Origin of the sequence: Paenibacillus sp. FSL H7-0442 (assembly GCF_038593105.1) — a bacterium.
GTDB lineage: Bacteria > Bacillota > Bacilli > Paenibacillales > Paenibacillaceae > Paenibacillus > Paenibacillus polymyxa_D.
In genome coordinates this window covers 1630470-1651251 of the sequence record NZ_CP151963.1, presented here as the reverse complement: position 1 = coordinate 1651251, position 20782 = coordinate 1630470, and the positions used below count along the sequence as shown (strand labels likewise).

Sequence of the window (20782 nt, the reverse complement as noted above, 5' to 3'; positions counted from 1 at the left end):
TTTTTAAATCTGGGGCCCGATATCATAAGGTGTTTCTTGGTATACATAATAGTTCAGCCAATTCGAGAATAATAAATTGGCGTGCGCCCGCCAAATTGAGGGGGGGGTGCGCTCAGGATCATCATTAGGAAAATAATTTTTGGGGACTTCAATATCCATTCCTTTGGCTACATCGCGGTCGTATTCCCATTTCAGTGAAAGCGGGTCATATTCAGAATGCCCAGTTACAAAAATTTGTTTACCGTCAAGCGTGGCTACGAGGTACACCCCAGCTTCCTCGGATTCGGATAAAACTTCTAATTCGGCGATATGATCAATATCTTCCCGACGAACCTCCGTATGTCTGGAGTGAGGGGCATAAAACAGTTCATCAAAGCCGCGTAACAATTTTACTTTAGGTTTTATCACGGTGTGTGGAAATACACCGAAGCATTTGTAGTCGAGCCCATATTTAGGGACATCGAAATGATGGTATAAGCCTGCCTGTGAGGCCCAACAGATATGCATGGTCGAAGTTACATTCGTTTTCGTCCATTCAAAGATTTGCCGGATTTCCTCCCAGTAGTTCACATCCTCAAACTCAAGCTGTTCAACCGGGGCTCCTGTAATGACCATGCCGTCAAAACGACTGTTCTTGATCTCGTCGAACGTTTTATAGAACATGTTCAAATATTCTTGCGATGTATTTTTGGATACATGAGACTTCATGTGCACCAGCGTGACATCCACTTGCAACGGCGTATTGCCGACCAGACGCAACAGTTGGGTTTCCGTCGTTTCCTTTGTAGGCATTAAATTCAAAATGGCGATACGCAACGGACGAATATCCTGATGATAAGCCAAGCTTTCATCCATTACGAAAATATTTTCGCCCTCCAGCACTTCCTTAGCAGGTAATGTGTCTGGGATTTTAATCGGCATGTAAACTCACTCCTTGTTCGGTAAGTTTTGCGAAAATCGTCTTGTTGAGATGCCGGGCATATAATAAAAAGACCTTTCTCTGGTTAGAGAAAGGTCATATTTGTATCCATATGCGCCTCTCTCATCTGTCAGGGCAACGCGCTTTGTACAAAGCGCGCGTCCTGCAAGAATTAGCACCGTGCGATTAAAATCGCCGGTTGCCGGGTATCATCGGGCTAGTCCCTCCACCTGCTCTTGATAAGATTTCGCTATATTCATTTTGGGTTCACAAAGTTCTTGTTGTTCACTTTAATGCATCGGCTGGGCTTCGTCAAGATGGGACTTGCAAATTTGTAACCTGCATTCACATTTTGTCTACCTTTTCCATAGGTTAAATCATATCCCTCCTATCGCTGAAGCTCTTGCCACTACTGTTGATTTTGCCCATGATTTTGCGCTTGAAAGGCCGTAGGCCGAGCGTTATACTATACAAGTGCTATTAGGCAAAAATATGGAGCAGTAGTGCAGACTTGAGTGTTTCCTGCGATACTGTGGCAATCTAAAAAAAGAACATTTGAGAGGTGAATCCGGAATGGAAGGCGACCCGAGTCCGAATAGGCGGCGATCCCTGAACAACAGCATAGGAATGACTTCAGCTTGCCGAAAGACGGGACGCCAGGCTCTGCATGCTCCAAAAGCCTCCGGCTTTTGATGAGAGTGCACGCTTACCCGCACCGGCTAACTGGCTAACTGAGTCCATTCCTTATGCTTAAGGTAAACGTATTTCCGTTACGGCGGAGCATAAGGAGTGACGTATATGAAAATCCGTTTGGTCAACAACGGGGTTTTTACCCCTGTCGAAGAAATTGAAATGGCGCTTACTGCACCGGCAGAAGGTTTTTATTGGATTGATGCCGATGTCGATGATTTGGCAGTGCTCCAGCCTTTATTTTCCATGCATGATCTTGCAGTAGAAGACTGTTTGAGTGAAGAAGAACAGCGTCCGAAGATTGAAATTTATGAAAGCCATTATTTTATCGTTGTAAATAGCATTCGTTTTGATGATGAAGAAATATTTTTGCGAGCTTTGAACATTTTTCTCGGCCGCCATTTTATCATTACGGTGACCAAGCAGAAAATCAATGAGCTTCGTACCCTCAAGCCTATGCTGTGGGAGCAAGAAGTCAGCCAGCCTGACCGTTTTATGTATCTGTTGGTCGACTTAATTGTTGACAACTATTTTCTGGTTGGTGACCGGATTGAGGTCCGCATTGAAAAGCTGGAAGAAGATATTCTAATGCATACGAAAAAGTCGCATTTGAACGAAATCATCGGCTTACGCAGTGAGATTCTGTGGCTGAAAAAAGTGTTGGGCCCGCAAAAAGAAGTCATCAATACCCTGAACAAGCGGGATTTGCGGCTCATCGACGATCAATTGCAAAAATATTTTAGCGACATTTATGAAAATGCTGTGAAAATTTCGGAGACTTTCGAAACTTACCGCGACTTGATGGGTAACCTTCGAGAAGCTTATCAATCCAGTATCGCCAACCGTGCCAATGAAATTATGCGTGTGTTTACAGCAATTACGACCGTATTTATGCCATTGACGGTCATTACCGGAATATATGGGATGAACTTCGATAATATGCCTGAGCTTCATACACGTTATGGCTATTTTGTCGTCATTGGTATTATGGTGGCATTAGGCGTCAGTATGTTCTGTATTTTCCGTAAGAAAGACTGGGTTTAAAAATAAAAGGGGAAAAAGTATCGAATTGGATACTTTTTTCTATTTTCAAGCTTGGTCATAAAAAGCAGCAGCCGTGTCCTGTGAGGAACTGGCTGCTGCTTTTTAGTATGTTGGACCCTGAATATACTTTAATACCTAGCTTTATCCAACCAGTTCTATATTATCCAACATGTCGGTCGGGTACCTGCTGATGACGAAACCGTATACGGATCAGACGCAGACGCTCATAAATCTGATCCAGTCCTGTTTCGGTTGCCTTTTCTTCCCCATACACTTTCAGCATGACGGGCTTGAGCAACGTATCCCCCAACTCTTCATAAGCAGACCAGATAGCTGCCTGCTCCGCCTCAGATACATTCACCAATTCGTTGTGGATCAGCTTCTCCATATCAATACCATCTCTATCCAAATGCTCCACAGCTTCAATCATCTCTCTACGATGCAAACCTGTCTTCATTCCGATATGCTCCAGTGAAAGACCGTCCGAAATGCCTTCAATAATCGTTCTAGTTAAGCTGAATTTGTTCAGCTCCTGCCTGTACTGGTTCTCTTTTTGCTTGTATAGCCATGACAAAAAAACTTCTTCTTCCAGCGTCTCTGTTACCCAGTTCAACGGAAATGGCGTGGTGCGGTCATTTTGTGTCGTAATAGCCAATAGCTCCGTCCCATATTGCGACACCTTACCCTGACCCATACCAGGCAGCTCCAACAGTTCTTCTTCGGTATGGGGAAGATAAACGCTAATGAGCCGAAGCAGTCGATTCGTAGCGATAAAATAAGGTGCTTTTCGTTCCGTTGCTGCTTTTTGCCGTCTCCACATCGTCAATTGCTCATACACTTCATCACGTGGATACAAATCACTGTAGCAATACAGCTTTTGCAGCGTCTGTCCTCGCCCTGATGATCCTTCTTGCTCATGAAATACGCCATGGATTAAGGGCCTGTAGCCCTCAGCCATTTTGAGCGCCAGCTCATGACGGTATACATGCAGTAATTCCTGCCACAAGCTGCCCTCATACCAAAGGTCGTCTATACTTTCATCCGGGACATGGTGTGTGCTCCAGCCTGCACTCCATCCCCCTTCATGCTGCCCAATCCATACCTGAGCAAAGTCCTCATAGCCCTGTTCATTCCGTTTGGACAAGCGATTTAAAAATACAATCTCCATGATTTCTTCCTCCCTCATATCGTTGAAAGACAGTCCCGCACAACACAAAAACGCAAAAAAAAGCACCTATCCTGCGTGTTCGCAAGAAAGGTGCTTCCCTTTTTGAGCCGTACTATACTGTTGCCTATATAATAACCGTACCTTGGAGTGCCGTCAACCCTAAATTCTAATGATTCAGCTTTTCCTTTGCCAATGCCAGAGCACCACACAATCCAGCATTGTCACCCAATCCTGGAGATACGATATATTGCTCAATATCTGTTGTCAGACTCGAATGCTGCACGTATCCGTTCAAAAGTTCTTGTAGTTTGGTACGAATGAGCGGGAACAATTGGTCTTGCTTCATTACTCCCCCGCCCATAATAATTTTTTGCGGGGACAGGATTAATACATAGCTCATTAAAGCCTGTGCCAGATAGTGCGCTTCCATTTCCCAGGCCGGGTGATCGACAGAAAGCTCATGTCCTTTAACCTTCCATCTTTTTTCGAGCGCAGGACCTGCTGCCAGACCCTCCAAACAATCTCCGTGATAAGGACATGTCCCCTCGTAAGTATCTTCTGGGTGACGACGTACCAGAATATGCCCCATTTCCGGGTGAGATAATCCATGTATTAGCTTTCCACCAACCAAAGCACCTGCCCCGATGCCTGTACCTATCGTGATATACAGACAGTTGTCCAATCCTTTGGCGGCACCCCAAATAGACTCACCAAGTGCTGCTCCATTCACATCCGTATCAAACCCCATAGGCACATCAAAATGCTCTTTCAGTTTACCAATCAGATTGTAATTTCCCCAATGTGGCTTTGGCGTTGTTGTAATATAACCATATGTATCACTACCTTCGATAGGATCAATCGGCCCGAACGAACCTACGCCCAATGCTTCAATGCCCTTGCCTTCAAAAAATGCGATGACATTCTCCATTGTTTCTGCTGGTGTGGTTGTTGGAAAGCTCGCTCGTTCCAGTACCTCTCCACGTTCGTTGCCAATTCCACATACAAATTTGGTACCGCCTGCCTCAATTGCTCCCAATACTGTCATAGTTGCTGTTGTCCCCTTTCGATAATCCGGTTCTCTCTCCACTATATTCACCTGAAATGTACCTGAGGTCAATCCCCTAATCGCAATTGTATATAATCCTTCACAAGACGATATAACTCCGTTAACATAACGTATACAAATAAGGACACTGACGCATCCAGCCTCAGCATCCCTATATAACTTACTTTATTTAAATTGTCGTACCAAGCCTAATAGCTTCATTATGATCCGGTTGCGACACCCATTAATGTACACAAGCTTTTCATTTCAAGCTGCTCAAACTTGTCTACAATTTGCACGTGATCCAACGTCAGCAGACAACTATCCAAAGCACATGCTACAGGTACACCACAGTGAATTTCAGCGAGTTTGCGTGAAAGATGCAGCATATCCAAATCACTCTCAATTTTTTTGCGGACCGATGGTGTTAATTGATCCAGATTCTCCAGAATGCCCTCAATAGAGTCGTATTCCTGCACCAGCTTGAGTGCCGTTTTCTCACCAATACCTCGTACTCCTGGATAATTATCGCTTGCATCCCCCATCAGGCCTTTAAGGTCCACCACTTGGCGTGGCTTAAGCCCTTTTTCAGTCAGCAGGGTCTCCGGGGTGTATACCATATAATTGCCGTGGCCCTTTTTCATAATAATGACCCGTGTCCGATCATCCACTAATTGAAGTAAATCATGATCTCCCGAGAGAATCATTACATCCATGTCCTCATTTTGCGAATAATGGCGTGCAAGCGTACCGATACAATCATCGGCTTCAAAGCCTTCCGCTCCAATGTTGGGAATGCCGAGGCTGTCCGTCACTTCACGAATCAATGTAAATTGGGGAATCAAATCATCTGGTGCGTCGGCTCGATTTCCCTTATACGCAGCAAAATGTTCCCCACGGAATGTCGTTCCGCCCATATCCCAGCAACAAATAACATGTGTAGGATTAAACGTTTGGACTGCATCCCAAAAATATCGAATAAAACCATATATGGCGTTCGTTGGCACCCCAGCTTTTGTACGACGGATATAACCGTTTGCGGCGGTTGCATAATAAGCGCGAAATAGCAGGGCCATGCCGTCAACCAGCATTACGGATTGTTCATTGCGTTGTGTCACAGATTGTATTGCTCCCATTCATCATAATATTTAACCCCCACAGTATAACATATCGTGGGGGTAAATTGGGCGTTATTGAGCTCCCCATGTGCCCTCAAATGTTTCCTCTTTGAACCCTACCGTTACTTTGTTACCGTCGGTTACAATCGGGCGTTTGATTAATCTTCCATTTGAGGATAAAAGCGAAATTTGCTCTTCACGGCTCATGTCTCCCAGCTTATCTTTCAGCTTTAACTCTTTGTACACCTCACCGCTAGTATTGAAAAACTTTTTCAGCTCCAGCCCGCTTTTGCGAATCAATTCTTCCAATTCCTCCGGGCCGGGCGGCTGTTCAAAAATAGGAATCAGTTCCGTCTCATGCCCCTTGTTTTGCAGCCATTTCACTGCATTACGGCAGGTACTGCATTTAGAATACTGATATACTTTCAGTTGGCTCATCGCTAGTTTAACCTCCATTTGGTTTTCTCTTAAAAGCTCCTGCATTTCAGCCATATCGTCAGGTAGAGGAGCATAGAACGTCAGCCGCTCCCCGGTTACAGGATGCTCCAAGGACAGCTCTGAAGCATGTAAGGCTTGTCGAGGCATCTTGACATCAAGCTGATCATATCGCTCACGTTGCGCAGCATCATCAGGTGTAATCCGGTACATTTTATCTCCGATCAACGGGCAGCCGATATAAGTCATATGCACTCGAATTTGGTGCGTACGCCCGGATTCCAACTTTAGTCCGATACGGCTTCCCCCGTTCCACACTTCCTCCAGCTTATACAGCGTAAGGGCAGGATAACCATCCGGAGTCACCATACGCAAATGCGGATCATCCGGGTTGCGGTCAATCGGTCCGTCTACCTTACCTTCCTGCAGCTCAGGGCGCCCATGCACCAGAGCCGTATAGCGCTTATCCACCGTTCCGGCAATCATCTGTTCAGAAATATGCTGGTGTACATATGGATTTTTGGCTACGACCAGCACCCCCGTCGTCTCCTGATCAAGACGATGAACAGGACGAAACCGGAACAGCTCCCCCTTGGTCTGCCAATAATGCACAACCCCGTTAGCCAGTGTTCCTGTGTAATGACCATGAGTCGGATGGACAATCATGCCCGCCGCCTTATTCACCACTAACAGATGTTCATCCTCAAACAATATCTCAAAAGGAATGGGTTCAGGTAAAATATCATCAGAACGCTCGCGCTCCATGCGAATTTCTACTCGATCCCCGGATTTCACCTTTACGCTGATGTACACACGCGTCCCGTTCAGCATAATACCTTGCTCGGTCAGCTTGAGTTTGGATATTAACTTTCGAGAAATGTTCATACGTTTTTGTAAAATAGTCTTCAACAGCATGCCCTCCTCCTCCGGAGGGATCGTATATACGATAGGTTCATAGTACAAGCTCATCACAAATTCCCGGTTGCCTCCTTATTTGCGGAACACTTTTTTGCTGCGCACATATTCGACATCGGGTACGCCCTGACGGACATTCGCTGTGCGAGCGACGGCAAAGAAATAATCGGAAAGGCGGTTTAAATACCGACGTACCGCCGGATTGATGTCCGTATGTTTACCTAGTGTAACCGCACGGCGTTCTGCGCGTCGGCAAACCGTACGGCATACATGAAGCGTTGAGGATAATGTGCTACCACCTGGTATAATAAAACGCTCCACCTTCGGATTTTCCTCCTGACATGCATCAATCCAACCTTCCAGACGCTCTGCCAGCTCGTCCTTCACCTTATATTTGCTTTCACTGATTTTAACAAATGCCAAATCCGAACCACAATCAAACAGCTCCTGCTGTATTTCTTCCAATTGAGTCCGAATATCCGCAAACTCTTCCCCTTCGGCAAAGCTGATGGCTTGTCCTACAAAGCTGTTCAGCTCGTCAATTGTTCCGTACGCTTCCACACGATCATCATCTTTGGACACTCGACCGCCGATCACAGAAGTTTGTCCTTCATCACCTGTTCTAGTATAGATTCCCATTCCATTTCATCCCCTTTATCATTCCGTAAGTGCTTTCAGCACCTTGATGGCTTCTTCCTTATTGCTTGTACGAGGCGGAACGGTAGCAAATAATGTTTTGGAGTTATATTTTAGCTCCTTAAACATCTTCATCTGCTCCACCGGAATTCCGAACAAATGAGTTTCCTTGCTCACATCTGTTCCTTCTTCCTCCTGCCCCTTCTTCTTAAATACGCCGCCCTCGAACACGCCCCGGGCATACGTCTTCTTGTCAAAAGCATCATCTAACGGCAGATTCGAACCATTCTGTCCATACAGCTTCATGTCCTCTTCCGGCAAAAGAAACAGATCATGCTCCCCGGCCGCATATTCTACAACCAGCTTCTGCTGGTTATACAGCGGACTGACTGAAATCTCAATAGTCGGAGCCTGTTCGCCCAGCTTATCCTTAAGCTTTTGTGCCAGCTCCTCACGGATGACTGAAGCATCCCCTTTATCCATAATAAAAATGGAGAAGCTGTCCTTGTCCCGTCCCCCACATCCAGCCAATAATACAAGTGTCAGCATTCCGATGATCCACGGCGATAGCCTTTTTAGCCCCGCTCTCATATGTACGCCCCCTCTTCCATGCCATTAATATATCATAAGTTGTGAACGCAAAAAAAGAAGGCTCGACGGCCTTCTTCTTACATTTGGCTGACTTCACACAGTTAAACCTTGCATTCCGTACCATACAGCTTCATATATTCATTGATTTTCAAATCGAGCTTGCAACTGATCTCGATGACAAGATCAGAGGTGAAGGACTGCTCTTTCTGAAACGTCCGCATCATCTCATTGCGCAGGAACAAAATTTCATCTTCCAGAGAAATGTCGTATCCTATTGAACTAGACGAATTAAATCCAACATATGACATGAGCATTCCTCCTACAATTGAAAAATTGAACTTCCTGCTATCGCTTTCAAATTATAGCATAGAAATTAGAAATAAAAGACTATTTTTTATGAATTACCCATAAAAAAATAATTTTAACCTTCTTTTCTTACTTTTTCTACAAAATGACCAATCCGATCCAGTGCCTCCGTCAGCTGAGCAACAGAAGTCGCGTATGAGCAACGAAGATAGCCTTCGCCTCCCAAACCGAACACATTACCTGGTACAGCCGCAACTTTAGCCTCTGCCAAAAGACGCTGTGCAAATTCATCTGAGCTGAGTCCCGTGCTTTGAATACTAGGGAAAACGTAAAAAGCCCCTCTTGGCTCATGGCACTCCAGGCCGATTTCCCGAAACCCTTCAACCATCAGACGGCGACGCTGATTATAGGCTTCTACCATACGATCTTTCTCACCCAAACCATTCCGCAACCCTTCCAGTGCCGCAACTTGCCCCATAGAAGGCGCACACATTACGGTGTACTGATGGATTTTGAGCATAGCGGCAATCAGATCGGGATGTCCGCATGTATATCCAATACGCCAACCTGTCATGGCGAAGGCTTTGGAAAAACCACTGACGAGAATTGTACGATCCATCATACCAGGCATAGCCGCAAAACTGACGTGCTTCTCTCCATAATTCAATTCAGCATAAATTTCATCAGAAATGACGATCAAATCATGCTTTTCCACGACTTCGGCAATCGGAAGCCAATCTTCATAAGTCATCGTAGCCCCAGTTGGATTGCTCGGATAGCATAAAATCAGCACCTTGGATTTAGGTGTAATTTTTGCCTCCAGCGCCTCAGCCGTCAGCTTGAATTCATCCTTAGCAAAGGTTTCAATACCTACCGGAATCCCGCCTCCAATTGCAGTGATTGGAGAATATGAAATGTAGCACGGTTCGGGCACGAGAATTTCGTCGCCTGGTACAATTAACGCACGCAAAGCAAGATCAATCGCCTCGCTTCCCCCAACGGTCACGATAATCTCATTTTTAGGATCATAACGGACTTCAAATTGCTCATTCAGATAATCACTGATCGCTTCACGCAGTTCTGGCGTTCCCGCATTAGACGTATAGCTGGTAAAACCTCGCTCTAATGAATAGACACAGGCTTCCCGCATATGCCAAGGGGTTGTAAAATCCGGTTCGCCTACACCAAGGGTAATAATATCCTTGTTGCCACCCACCAAGTCAAAAAACTTACGAATACCCGAAGATGGGATCTCGCGCACCAACGGGGACAAATAGGAACTCATAGCTTTGTTACTGTCGGTAAATGCTTCTGTTTTGAGATTCATCATGATCTTCCTTTACGGCGAAATCATCAGACGATTATCTTCCTGATGGTCCTCAAAGATAATTCCGTCCTGCTTGTATTTTTTAAGCGTAAAATTAGTCTTGGTAGACAAGACCGAATCAATAGGCGACAGTTTCTCCGACACAAAGTTAGCGACCTCACGAAGATTGCGGCCTTCAACCTCTACCAGCAAATCGTATGCTCCGGACATGAGATAGACCGATTTAACTTGCGGATACAAATAAATCCGTTCTGCAATCCCTTCAAAGCCTCTTCCACGCTCGGGTGTAATTTGCACTTCGATCAAAGCGGTAACCTTTTCGTCGTCGACTTTGTCCCAATTAACTACAGCGGCATATTTGACAATCACGTGTTGGTCTTCGAGCTCTTTCATTGAGATGCGTACATCCTGCTCGTCAACCCCCAGCATAGTAGCCAATAAAGTCGGTGTTCTTCTTGCATCTTCTTTTAACAATTCCAGCACTTTTAATTTCAATTCATTCAGCTCTGTCATTCTACATAAGGCCTCCATCGAAAGAGATTACTATACATCATACAATACGCACTTTAAACCTGCAAAGAAAAACCGTCCACTCCGGTAAACCCGGCAGGTGGACGGCTGTTATGGGAATCTGCTTCAAAAACAGAAAATCCCGTTTACATATAATAAGGGTTGTTTTGATGTGTAGACTGGCCTTGCTGGTGCATAGATTGACCATATACTCCCGCGGATGTCGACTTTTGCTGAATGAACTGTTGGCATTCTTGTTGGGTCTTGCGAGCTTCTTGAATCTGTTTGTCCAAATCGATGCGCAGTGCTTTAGTTGGAGTGGCGTACATATTATTTTGGCTCATCAGATGATACAAATCACCTTGCAGACGCAATGTATCATTCGTAAGGTCGGTGAACATCTGACGCACAGACGGACAATTGGATTCTGTCGTCGCCGTTGTGTATTCGCGCACTGTACGTTTCATATCAGCAAGAATGGTATAGAGCAAATCTTCTTCGGGCATAAATGACATATTGTTTTGTGAATACATTCTGTCAAACCTCCTTTATTGGTAAATCCAAATTACTGCTGTGGTTGCATTGGAGCAAGCTGCTGATGCTGTTGAAGAGCATTAGAAAGCAGATTCAAGTGGTGCTCATGAGTTCTTGCCAGTTGTAAACAGGCTTGTTGGATGGCTGGGTGCTGAATAGACGCCGCTGTGGCCGCACATTGTTTGAGTAGTAGTTCTTCATTGGAGATGGAGTCCACGATGTACTCCAGCTCTTTGCCTGACAGGGGTTGCATGTTCGTAGATTGCATAATCTCTGTGCCTCCTTAAAAGTTTTGTTGCACGCTGGTTATCTTGTCCGTTTGGCGAAATACTATGTACACATAAGAAATACTACATATTGCCTATGAGGAGTGCTATTTTATATGGAGTTGATAAGCGGGAATACATATTGGCCGAATACATTGGAGCAGGCGCTGGATTTTCCGCCTTTGGCAGAGGATTTAAATTGTGATGTATTGATCATCGGGGGAGGGATGGGGGGGGCCATCTGCTCCCGGTTATTGGGAGAACGACAGGTAGACACCGTGGTTATTGACAAACGCAAACTGGTAACTGGAAGCTCTTCGGCCAATACTGGCCTGCTGCAATACAGCAATGACAAGACCTTAACCTCTTTCATCAATACGTTTGGTGAAACGAACGGTGTACTGTTTTACCGCATGTGCAAGGATGCACTAGATCAGTTAGATAAGCTGGCTGCCACACTGGATACAGACCCTTCCTTTATTCGGCGAAGCAGCCTGTACTATGCAAGTACACTAGAAGATGTACAGGTGCTTCAGGAAGAGTACAAACAGCTAACCCGGTTTGGATTTCCAGTGGAGTACTGGGATGAGCAACAGGTTGCTGCCCGATTTCCTTTTCGAAAACCGGCAGCCTTGTACACACACGAAGATGCTGAGGTTAATCCATTTTTGTTTGCCCAGGGCCTGCTGCAATCTGCCAACCGTCTCGGTGTTCGCTTATATGAGCATACGGAAGCCAAGCATTTTGAATTCCATGATAATGAGGTCGTTTGTCATACTAACGGTGGAATGATCCGAGCAAAAAAGGTTGTTTTTGCAACAGGTTATGAAACACAAGAGATTAAAACCGATCAGGGAGCCGTTCTGCAAAGCTCTTATGCTATCGCCACCAATCCAATCGGAGATGCTCCCTTGTGGCATGAGCAGTGTCTGATCTGGGAAACGGCCCGTCCTTATCTATATATGCGCTCCACACCGGAAGGACGTATCATTATTGGTGGTTTGGATGAACCTGTATTGGACGCCAACCAACGTGAAATCAGGCTACTACACCAACAACAAAAGCTGCTGCAAGCACTACAGGAGCATTTTCCCAGTGTGCCATTTCAGATCGACTACGCTTGGGCGGCTGTATTCGGCTCCTCTCACGACGGCTTGCCGTATATTGGTCCACATCCGCGTTTTCCAAACTGCTATTTCTTGGAGGGTTACGGGGGAAATGGGACGGTTACGAATATGATGGCCGCACAGCTATTGGCTGATGAACTGACGGGCACACACCGACCTGAAATGGAGCTGTATTCTCTGACCCGTACGACCAAACCCTCGCCAGAAGCAACAAAACCAATGGTTTAACATATGAATACAAAAAGAACCTCCTTTCGCCTATATAAGTGAATTCTGAGGTTCTTTTTGTATCGAATTTTCCTGTTATTCCGTTTGCTTGCGCCAGCGTTGTGCATGGGAATGAGAATTGCTTCGCTTTATCTTCTGTTCCATCTTCAGCACATTTCGCATAAAAAACCAGCCGATCACTGGCATTAATGCAAGTCCAATCAACAACCAAATCATCGCTGTAGGAGCCTTGCTGATACTTAGGACGCCCAAGAAAATGAGTGTCCCGGTCAACCGGCCTACCATTAAGCACAGTTCACGCAGTACAACCAGTTCCACTCTCTGATTCGCATCTCCTTCACTCGTACCCATTAAATCAAAACTCGCTGAGATCATAGGAATTAAATACAAGGGCAGGAATATAGCGGTGCCGATCCCCATAATCAGTAGCGTGATATACTCCATACGCCATAATAAGGGTAACAGCGCAATCACCAACAATACAGCACCCAACAGCATACCAGCCGAGCGATAGTGTGGCTTGAGCCATTTTCCGACAGCCCAAAAGCTGAAAAATGAAACCGCCGAGGTGATAAGTGAAAACTGTGCCAGCTTCCATTCCTGTTGAGTAGCTACATACACGAGCAGCGTAATCAGGAAGGCAAAAACCCCTTCACGGATGCCCTGGGTAACAAGCGATAACGACAAGGGACGCCACATGCTCCCTTTTTGTGACAATCGTTGCTTAGGCTCCTTCCAATTGTAATTTCCTGTCGGCTTACGCTTACGAAGAAAGAAACTAAGTACCACTCCTACGACATAAAAAGCTAAGGAAATACTGAATATTACTCGATAACCCGCATCATCCTCCATACGAGCAATAATCCAACCAGACAGCCAAGGACCCACGATACCGGAAAACGAACCCAGCAGACCGACCCATCCGTTAAAATGATCGCGACTTGCCTGATCTGTGACTTCGAAAAAAATGACATTAAACGCCAGCCAGAATAAACCTAATGCTGCACCCAATAACATTCCGAGCGGCCATATGTAGTTTACAGCCTGCGGTCCCGTATATAACACGATTAAATAAAACAGACCGGACAGTGCTGTCCCCACGCGCAGGGCATTCATTTTGTTATGTTCCTTGACCCATTTCCCAGCCACCCAGACCATAATTCCCAGCGCAATTTGTTGGCTGACATTAAACCAGCCAATCATCGCGTAATCCTGCCTGCTCTTCCATAAATATACGTTGAGAAATGTGCCTGACAATGCTGCTGCAAACACAAACAATCCATTCAAGCTTAATAGCAGAATGGATTGTCCGTTCAGGTTTGATTTCAATGCAGTTCCCCCTAACCGAAAAATCACCAATCAGCTTATTTCAAGCCAGCTTGTTCAAAGATTTCTTCGATTAAGATGCCCGTATTAAGCTTGGGCCTATCCGGGGGATTGCTATTTAATTGTTGGAAATACCGCTGAGCTTCTCCAGCATCCGCAGTCGGTCATTCTCTGACAATGTGTGCTGGACATGAAAACAGCTAGGACAAACATAAACATTCAAGACGAATGGCAAGTCCAGAACAGGTTTGCCAAGTGCTGGCGACATCGACGGTTCAAAACCTTCTCTGGTTACGGTTTGCGAACCCGCATGCAGCATGTACTCTCCACATTGGGAACATTCAAGAACCTCATCTTGTCTGTCGAGTATTTGTTCAGCACCTTGTTCATAAGCCATCAGATCCGCACCGCTTTCTTCAAATTTTTGCAAAGTATGCAGAACAGGTAGCTTATGCAGCTCATTATCCTGCAACAACGGTGCATCAACCGGTTTTTCAACTACGATTTCATCCTCTGCCTCATATAAAATATCCTGCTCTTCATCATCACCGAGCTGAATACTCAATGTACGATAACCCTTCAGGTCTTCTTTTCCATGAGCGTGAGGCGCCGGGGTTACAGAAGTCACATGATCATGTTTCGTCTCTTCATGTCCATGCTCACCGGCATGTCTATGAACAGGTGGAGAAACAGACTCATCTTCATCATCATCAGTGATGTCAGAGTACCCTTTCAGATCATTATGGCAATAGGGACACTCTTCCTCAGGTCCCAATTCTTCATCCCAAATAATTTCCATGTTACACCATGGACAAATAGTCATTTCCAAGCTTTCTCATCCTTCCGTTCCAAGCGTATACCAAGCTCTAGTATACAGGATGTGTCAAGTTACACTGGCACCGATCACATAAGATAACGATATTGAAATAATCATGGAGAACAAGCCGACAGCACGGTTATCCTCTTTAATCTGTTGATCGATAGAAAATACCGGTGTCAGAAACTCAAAAAGAAAGTACGCCGCAAGTAGCAGTAAAAAGCCAACGAACGACCAAATCATCGTATCGTACACGCTGGATTTGGCTTCCATTGCAAAGCGGAGCACGTTGCAAATACCGAACATTTTCCCTCCCGTAGCCATGGCTACTGAAACATTGCCGCGCTTGATCTCTTCCCAGCATTTATAGCGGGTTACCAGCTCAAAACACGACAAAAATACAATTAGCTCTAGCACCGCCACCGAGAAATAACCCAGCATCATCCCCAACGGATGTGACAGCAATTCATCAATCGCCATCTTCACTTCGTCCCTCCCGTTCTACCAAGCGTTCCCGAGCAAAGCCGGCACCCCATAGCTATTCCAATTCAGCAACGGTTACGCCTGTGCCGCCTTCATTGTAATTACCGATACGGTAGCTTTTCACATGTTTATGCTTGCGGAGGTACTCCTGAATACCGGTTCTCAGAACACCCGTACCTTTGCCATGAATAATGTGTACCTGACCCAGATTGGCCAGAAACGCTTCATCCATGAAGCGATCCACTTCCATCAAGGCTTCCTCCACGTTCGCCCCCCGAAGATCAAGTTCACTTCGTACGTTATCATCCCGTGTCCGTTTAACGCCAGTGACTGGTTTTTGAACTCTTGGAGTCGTTGTTTGGGCAGGTTGCAGTAGTTCCAGATCATCCAGACTGACCTTCATCTTCATGATCCCCAATTGAACCACAGCTTCCTTGGTACCGGACAGTTCAACCACGTGGCCTTTTTTATTCAGACTGTGAACGGATACTTCATCGCCAGCCATGATAGAACGAGTACGCGTAGCGGCCGGGCGTTTGACAGTACTTTTCTTGCGTTGCTTCGGTTCAGCCTCATCCAGTTCTCTGCGAGCTGCAATCAGCTTGTGCTCCTTAACCGAAGCCCCTTCTTCCTGAGCCAATTTACGCAAATCAGTAATGATTTTCTCAGCTTCGCTACGAGCCTTATCCACGAGAACTCTTGCTTCATCCTCAGCTTTTTCCAGCATACGGTCCCGTTGGGACTCCAGCTTATCCAGCTCCATCTGATGACGGCTACGCAATGCTTCCATTTCTTTACGCAACTGCTCCGCTTTTTCCCGTTCTTGCTCAGCTGTCAAACGGTTCTGCTCCAGTGACGCAATCATGTGCTCAACGCGCTGGTCTTCTTCTGTTACCTCACCACGGGCATAGTCTAAAATGCGCCCTGGCAATCCCAATCGCTCGGCAATGGCAAATGCGTTACTTCGTCCGGGGACACCGACCAGAAGGCGGTAAGTCGGGCTTAAGGTAGCGACATCAAACTCCATGCTTGCATTAATAATTCCTTTACGCTCGTAGGCATACGCCTTCAATTCACTATAGTGAGTCGTCGCAACCATACGGCAACCCATGGCATGTATATGCTCCAAAATGGACACAGCCAAAGCCGAACCTTCCGCGGGGTCCGTTCCTGCCCCCACTTCGTCAAGCAATACAAGACTTTTGGGCGTCATATTTTTCAGGATGCTAATGATATTGGTCATGTGACTGGAAAATGTACTCAAGTTTTGCTCAATGCTCTGCTCGTCACCAATATCAGCATAGATTGCATCAAATACACACAGCTGGCTTTCATCCTCAACAGGTACAAACAGTCCAGACATCGCCATCAAACTAAGCAGGCCAATGGTTTTCAGGGTAACGGTTTTCCCCCCTGTGTTCGGTCCGGTAACGATAATGGAGGTGTATGAATTGCCCAGCTCCACATCTATGGGAACGACCTGCTCCAACGGAATTAGAGGATGTCTGCCTTTTTTCAGCTTCAAGTACCCTCGGTCATTCATTAAAGGCAAGGTTGCCTTCATTTCACGGGCGAGACGCGCTTTTGCAAAAATAAAATCAAGATTGCCCAAAACGTCCACATCATACAGCAACATATCCGCTTGTTCTGCGACAAGTGCGGTCAGCTTTTGTAAAATGACTTCAATTTCACGCTCTTCTCTCAGCCTTGTTTCCCTCAGCTTATTGTTCATGGCTACGATAGATTCAGGCTCGATAAACAATGTTGCACCTGACCCGGATTGATCATGAACAATTCCGCCAAAATAAGAACGGTATTCGGCCTTAACCGGGATCACAAACCGATCTCCACGAATCGTAATCAACTGATCTTGAAGCATTTTGGATACAGTTGAGGAACGAATCATGGAATCCAGCTTCTCACGAATACGCACTTCTCCCGAGCGCAGCTCCCGACGGATTTGTGAAAGCTCTGTGCTGGCAGAATCCAACACTTCTGCATTTTCGTCAATACAGCCTTTGATGGAGTTTTCTAAACTTCTCTGCTCCGAAAGCTGCTCACTCCAATACAGCAATGTTTCGACAGGATTTTCTTCATGCAAACTTGTCACGTATACTTGTATACGGCGTGCGGCCTGAACCGTTGTCCGAATGCCAAGCAACTCATGCGGGCTTAATGTTCCACCAATACGGGCACGCTTCACCGCCGGAGTGATATCCACTACTCCGTTAAATGAAGGCACTCCTTTGAGGCGATCAGCAGCATAGGCCTCATCCGTACCTTTCAGCATTTTCTTGATATGCTCCAAATCATCGCTGGGCTGTAGCTGAAGGGCTGTCTGTTGTCCCGTTGCCGTTTGGGCATAGTGACTTAGTTTATTTAGAATTTTTTGATATTCAAGGGTTTTGAAAATTTTAGAGTCCAACTTCACTACTCCTTTCACTTATATCTATATTATACCGAAAGCAGCAAACTTACGCTATTTGCCAACTCTGTTTTACACATAAGAAAGCTCTTCATGCCACACACTAACCTTTGTCTAACCCTGATTCAAAAAACAAAGGAGGTTATTCCGTGAGCATTCTCGGGCACATTGTACGTTTCATCGTTGCCGCTCTGGTGCTGATGGTCGTAAGCTGGATCGTTCCCGGATTTAGTGTAGGCGGCTTTTGGAGCGCGCTGATCCTAGCCATTGTCATTGCCTTGATTGGCTATATCGTCGAGGCGGTGTTTGGTCGACGCGTCTCCCCATTTGGACGCGGTATCGTAGGTTTTCTTGTGAGCGCTCTGGTGATCTGGGTCGCTCAATATGTCGTCGCTCATGTCAGTGTTTCCGTTCTGGGCGCATTGCTCGCTGCATTGGTTATCGGGATTATCGACCTGTTCATTCCGGTATCGACACCGTTTGAAGCCGGTCGGAAAAACGGGAATTAATTTCAGTAATCGCTTCTGGCAAAGCTGTCCCGAAGCAGAATTCATCTGCCAAAGGACAGCTTTTTGTCATTTACACCTCTGAGTGGATACAATAAACAAACAATCCCCGGCAATGAGCAGCCGGGGATTGCCTTACATGTATAATCCGTATCTACTGATCCTGTTCGATAAGTTCAATCCATTCATTATACTCAGTTTGAAGCTTGGTGTATTCTTCCTGTAATTGACGTAATTCCGTAGAAATCTTCTCCGAATTTTCCCGATCTACGTCCTGTTGTACTTGCAACAGACGAAGCTGATGCGCTGCCATTTCATATTTTTGACCCACTTCGTCCAACTCAGACTGCAAGGCCATCCGTTCCTGCTCTATGGACTGCTGTTCAGCCTTCGCCGTTTTGGCAGTTTCAACAGCCAAACGAATTTCCTCCTGAAGCTGTTCCTTTTGTTGAACCGTTACCGCTATTTCCCGCTCCCAAGAAGCAAATTCTTCCTTACGGGCAGCATCTTCAGCTTCCAAACGTTCCGCTTCAGCCTTCAACTGATCGTATTTAAGCTGCCATTCCAGGGATTCTTCCTCAGCACGTTCCAGTTCACTCCGCCGTTCTCGATTTTCCTGCTGGAGCTGCTTGATATTTTGCTCCAGCTGTCCAGCTCGGCTCTTCATGCTTCCATATTGCTCCTGAAGCGATTGATACGCCTTAGTTCCCTCTTGCTCTCGGACTTTGGCTTTCTCAAGCTCATCCTGAACGCGAATCAGCTCAGGTGAAAGCTCCTTGATTCTCGCTTCGAGTTGAACTAGCCGTTGCTGTTGTGAAGCAAATTTATCATTAATAGCTTCGAGCTCAGCCGCTGCGTGCTGTAATTGCACTTGTATTTCTTCCTTCTGCTCACGTGCTTCCAGCAGGGAGAGCTCCAGTTCATCAACTACCACCTGTCGTTCTTCTGCAAGCTTCTTCCATGACTTCTCGCTTTCAGCTAGCGTAGCCAGCTCACTTTGTAGCTTGCGAGAAGATACGTGAGCTTGCTCCAACAGCTTCTGCATCCGCCGCTGTTCTTCCTCCAGCTTAGCCGTCTGCTGCTGCTTAGCCTTGGCTTCAGCTTCTAATTGATCATATCGACTTTGCAATTCTTCACGTGCAAGCGTATCTGCCTGCTCTCGCTCTATCGCAGCCTGTCGCTGTGTTTCCAGCACAGACTCCAGCTCGGACTGTTGTTCCTTCAGTACTCTTGCTTGCTCTTGAGCCTCTCCCAGACGAGAAGAAAGCTCTGTACTGCCTGCCTGTACTTGTTCTAATTGTTCCTGAAGCTCCTCGACCCGAATCTCCTGCTCCAGTGCAGCTTCATCAGCTCGTTTCTGTGCTTCTTGATGCTGGAGCTTTTCTTCATTCAACGCCAATTCAGCCTGTTTACGTTCCTGCTCCAGCTGCTCATTCAGTCCGGAGCACTTAGTTTGCCATTCGCTTACCTTCTTGCTATGCTCTTGCTGCAAAGCAGATCGCAGCTTGTCCAGTTCTGTGCGCTTTTGCTCCTGATGAGTCTTCTCTGCAGCTGACAGCTTGGCTTCAGTCTGTTTAGCCGCTTCAAATACTTCCTTCTTCATCTGCTCTTCTATCTGCCGGATACGCGCATTGGCCGCCTCCTGCTGCTCTTTCAGCTTGCGAGAAGCTTCTTGACGGGACTCCTCCATTTCACGTTTAGCTTGTTTTTGTCCATTTTCAAGTTCAGCCGCTTTTTTCTCCTGCTGTTCCAGCTTTGCCCTCAATTGGGCGATCTCCTTGGCTGATACAGATTCGGTTTCCATCAGCTTCTTCTGCGTTGCTTCCTTTTCTTCCTTCAGTTGAATAAGAGATTGATGCATATCTGTATTTTTCTGCTGTTGTTCCCCTAGAGCTGTCTGGAGTTGCGCCAGATCTCCCCGGAGCTCTGCTCGTTCCGCTGCTAAGCGGTTCATATGACTCTGAATTTCCTGGATTTGTACAGCTTCTTCTGCCATATGAACCGCAGCCAGCACGGCAATTCGGGGCATATCCAGACGCGAATGAGCTTGAGAAATGCTGTGCATACGCTCATCCACGTAATTGGCAACCTGCTTCATATAATCGGTATTGCTGCCGACGAGTTTATAAGAAGTACCGTAGATCTCTACAGTGACGCGAGTACGATCTGGTGTAGTCACAATTATGCCCTCCTTCAATACTACTGTATGTTGATTCTAAGGTGTGTCCGGTACTATGGTAACCCGCCTTCCGTGAAGCGTTCAACCTTATTAGTCCGGCTTCCCCGCAGCGGGTAATTATCAGAGTAAGAGAGCTTCTATGATGATAGGCCAAAAAGCCGTATCGAACCTCTGTCACTAAGATTCG

At 46.1% G+C, this 20782-nt stretch carries 20 protein-coding genes, 1 pseudogene and 1 riboswitch; of the genes and pseudogenes, 3 read left to right on the top strand and 18 right to left on the bottom strand.

What is annotated here, in order from left to right; translation table 11 throughout:
- Positions 1 to 3 precede the first annotated feature (3 nt).
- Entirely contained in the window at positions 4 to 921 is a 918-nt protein-coding gene (gene metA / locus MHH57_RS07480) for a homoserine O-succinyltransferase (RefSeq protein ID WP_039269776.1), read from the bottom strand.
- 118 nt (positions 922 to 1039) lie between these two features.
- Positions 1040 to 1165: riboswitch (SAM riboswitch) on the bottom strand.
- A gap of 552 nt (positions 1166 to 1717) precedes the next feature.
- Here metA and corA point away from each other — a divergent pair.
- Positions 1718 to 2653: a magnesium/cobalt transporter CorA gene (gene corA / locus MHH57_RS07475; protein WP_023987788.1), complete on the top strand. Its 936-nt coding sequence runs from the start codon at positions 1718 to 1720 to the stop codon at positions 2651 to 2653.
- Between the two features lie 160 nt (positions 2654 to 2813).
- On the opposite strand, the gene MHH57_RS07470 is transcribed toward corA, so the two are convergent.
- The 12 genes and pseudogenes from MHH57_RS07470 to MHH57_RS07415 form a co-directional block, all read right to left on the bottom strand.
- The gene (locus tag MHH57_RS07470) at positions 2814 to 3821 is read right to left on the bottom strand and encodes an HRDC domain-containing protein (RefSeq protein ID WP_340954898.1); all 1008 of its coding nucleotides are present in this window, start codon (positions 3819 to 3821) and stop codon (positions 2814 to 2816) included.
- Between the two features lie 166 nt (positions 3822 to 3987).
- Entirely contained in the window at positions 3988 to 4866 is an 879-nt protein-coding gene (locus tag MHH57_RS07465) for an ROK family protein (RefSeq protein ID WP_307348962.1), read from the bottom strand.
- 221 nt (positions 4867 to 5087) lie between these two features.
- Positions 5088 to 5984, bottom strand: coding sequence for a 5'-3' exonuclease H3TH domain-containing protein (locus MHH57_RS07460; protein ID WP_080710677.1), 897 nt, complete (start codon positions 5982 to 5984; stop codon positions 5088 to 5090).
- Positions 5985 to 6056: 72 nt separating this feature from the next.
- Complete coding sequence (locus MHH57_RS07455; RefSeq protein WP_141695545.1) at positions 6057 to 6422, bottom strand: arsenate reductase family protein; 366 nt, start codon at positions 6420 to 6422, stop codon at positions 6057 to 6059.
- Between the two features lie 27 nt (positions 6423 to 6449).
- Positions 6450 to 7388: pseudogene (locus MHH57_RS07450) on the bottom strand (RluA family pseudouridine synthase); the annotation flags it as partial.
- Between the two features lie 21 nt (positions 7389 to 7409).
- Positions 7410 to 7973: a cob(I)yrinic acid a,c-diamide adenosyltransferase gene (locus tag MHH57_RS07445; RefSeq protein ID WP_029516494.1), complete on the bottom strand. Its 564-nt coding sequence runs from the start codon at positions 7971 to 7973 to the stop codon at positions 7410 to 7412.
- A gap of 18 nt (positions 7974 to 7991) precedes the next feature.
- The gene (locus MHH57_RS07440; protein WP_069012834.1) at positions 7992 to 8561 is read right to left on the bottom strand and encodes a hypothetical protein; all 570 of its coding nucleotides are present in this window, start codon (positions 8559 to 8561) and stop codon (positions 7992 to 7994) included.
- A gap of 101 nt (positions 8562 to 8662) precedes the next feature.
- Positions 8663 to 8869, bottom strand: a complete 207-nt coding sequence (locus MHH57_RS07435) for an aspartyl-phosphate phosphatase Spo0E family protein (RefSeq protein WP_069012835.1) — start codon at positions 8867 to 8869, stop codon at positions 8663 to 8665.
- Positions 8870 to 8982: 113 nt separating this feature from the next.
- A complete protein-coding gene (locus MHH57_RS07430) occupies positions 8983 to 10194 on the bottom strand; it encodes an aminotransferase class I/II-fold pyridoxal phosphate-dependent enzyme (protein WP_029516491.1) in 1212 nt (403 codons plus the stop codon).
- A gap of 12 nt (positions 10195 to 10206) precedes the next feature.
- Positions 10207 to 10707 (bottom strand): Lrp/AsnC family transcriptional regulator, encoded by a 501-nt coding sequence (locus tag MHH57_RS07425; RefSeq protein ID WP_069012836.1) that lies wholly within the window; start codon positions 10705 to 10707, stop codon positions 10207 to 10209.
- A gap of 143 nt (positions 10708 to 10850) precedes the next feature.
- A complete protein-coding gene (locus MHH57_RS07420; protein ID WP_069012837.1) occupies positions 10851 to 11237 on the bottom strand; it encodes a spore coat protein in 387 nt (128 codons plus the stop codon).
- Positions 11238 to 11269: 32 nt separating this feature from the next.
- Complete coding sequence (locus tag MHH57_RS07415; protein WP_013370103.1) at positions 11270 to 11506, bottom strand: hypothetical protein; 237 nt, start codon at positions 11504 to 11506, stop codon at positions 11270 to 11272.
- Positions 11507 to 11620: 114 nt separating this feature from the next.
- On the opposite strand from MHH57_RS07415, the gene MHH57_RS07410 reads away from it, so the two are divergent.
- On the top strand, positions 11621 to 12859 hold the full coding sequence (locus tag MHH57_RS07410) for an FAD-dependent oxidoreductase (protein ID WP_165145053.1): 1239 nt from the start codon (positions 11621 to 11623) through the stop codon (positions 12857 to 12859).
- 75 nt (positions 12860 to 12934) lie between these two features.
- Here the strand turns inward: MHH57_RS07410 and MHH57_RS07405 are convergent, their stop codons facing one another.
- The 4 genes from MHH57_RS07405 to MHH57_RS07390 form a co-directional block, all read right to left on the bottom strand.
- Positions 12935 to 14188: an MFS transporter gene (locus MHH57_RS07405; protein WP_322251382.1), complete on the bottom strand. Its 1254-nt coding sequence runs from the start codon at positions 14186 to 14188 to the stop codon at positions 12935 to 12937.
- Positions 14189 to 14303: 115 nt separating this feature from the next.
- On the bottom strand, positions 14304 to 15014 hold the full coding sequence (locus MHH57_RS07400; RefSeq protein ID WP_069012840.1) for a hypothetical protein: 711 nt from the start codon (positions 15012 to 15014) through the stop codon (positions 14304 to 14306).
- Between the two features lie 54 nt (positions 15015 to 15068).
- Positions 15069 to 15482: a DUF350 domain-containing protein gene (locus MHH57_RS07395; RefSeq protein ID WP_013309402.1), complete on the bottom strand. Its 414-nt coding sequence runs from the start codon at positions 15480 to 15482 to the stop codon at positions 15069 to 15071.
- A 58-nt stretch (positions 15483 to 15540) separates the two neighbouring features.
- On the bottom strand, positions 15541 to 17910 hold the full coding sequence (locus tag MHH57_RS07390) for an endonuclease MutS2 (RefSeq protein WP_342434991.1): 2370 nt from the start codon (positions 17908 to 17910) through the stop codon (positions 15541 to 15543).
- 149 nt (positions 17911 to 18059) lie between these two features.
- Between MHH57_RS07390 and MHH57_RS07385 the strand changes: the two genes are divergently transcribed.
- Complete coding sequence (locus tag MHH57_RS07385) at positions 18060 to 18419, top strand: phage holin family protein (RefSeq protein WP_029516484.1); 360 nt, start codon at positions 18060 to 18062, stop codon at positions 18417 to 18419.
- Positions 18420 to 18570: 151 nt separating this feature from the next.
- On the opposite strand, the gene MHH57_RS07380 is transcribed toward MHH57_RS07385, so the two are convergent.
- The gene (locus MHH57_RS07380; RefSeq protein ID WP_342434990.1) at positions 18571 to 20595 is read right to left on the bottom strand and encodes a DNA repair protein; all 2025 of its coding nucleotides are present in this window, start codon (positions 20593 to 20595) and stop codon (positions 18571 to 18573) included.
- Between the last annotated feature and the right edge of the window lie 187 nt (positions 20596 to 20782).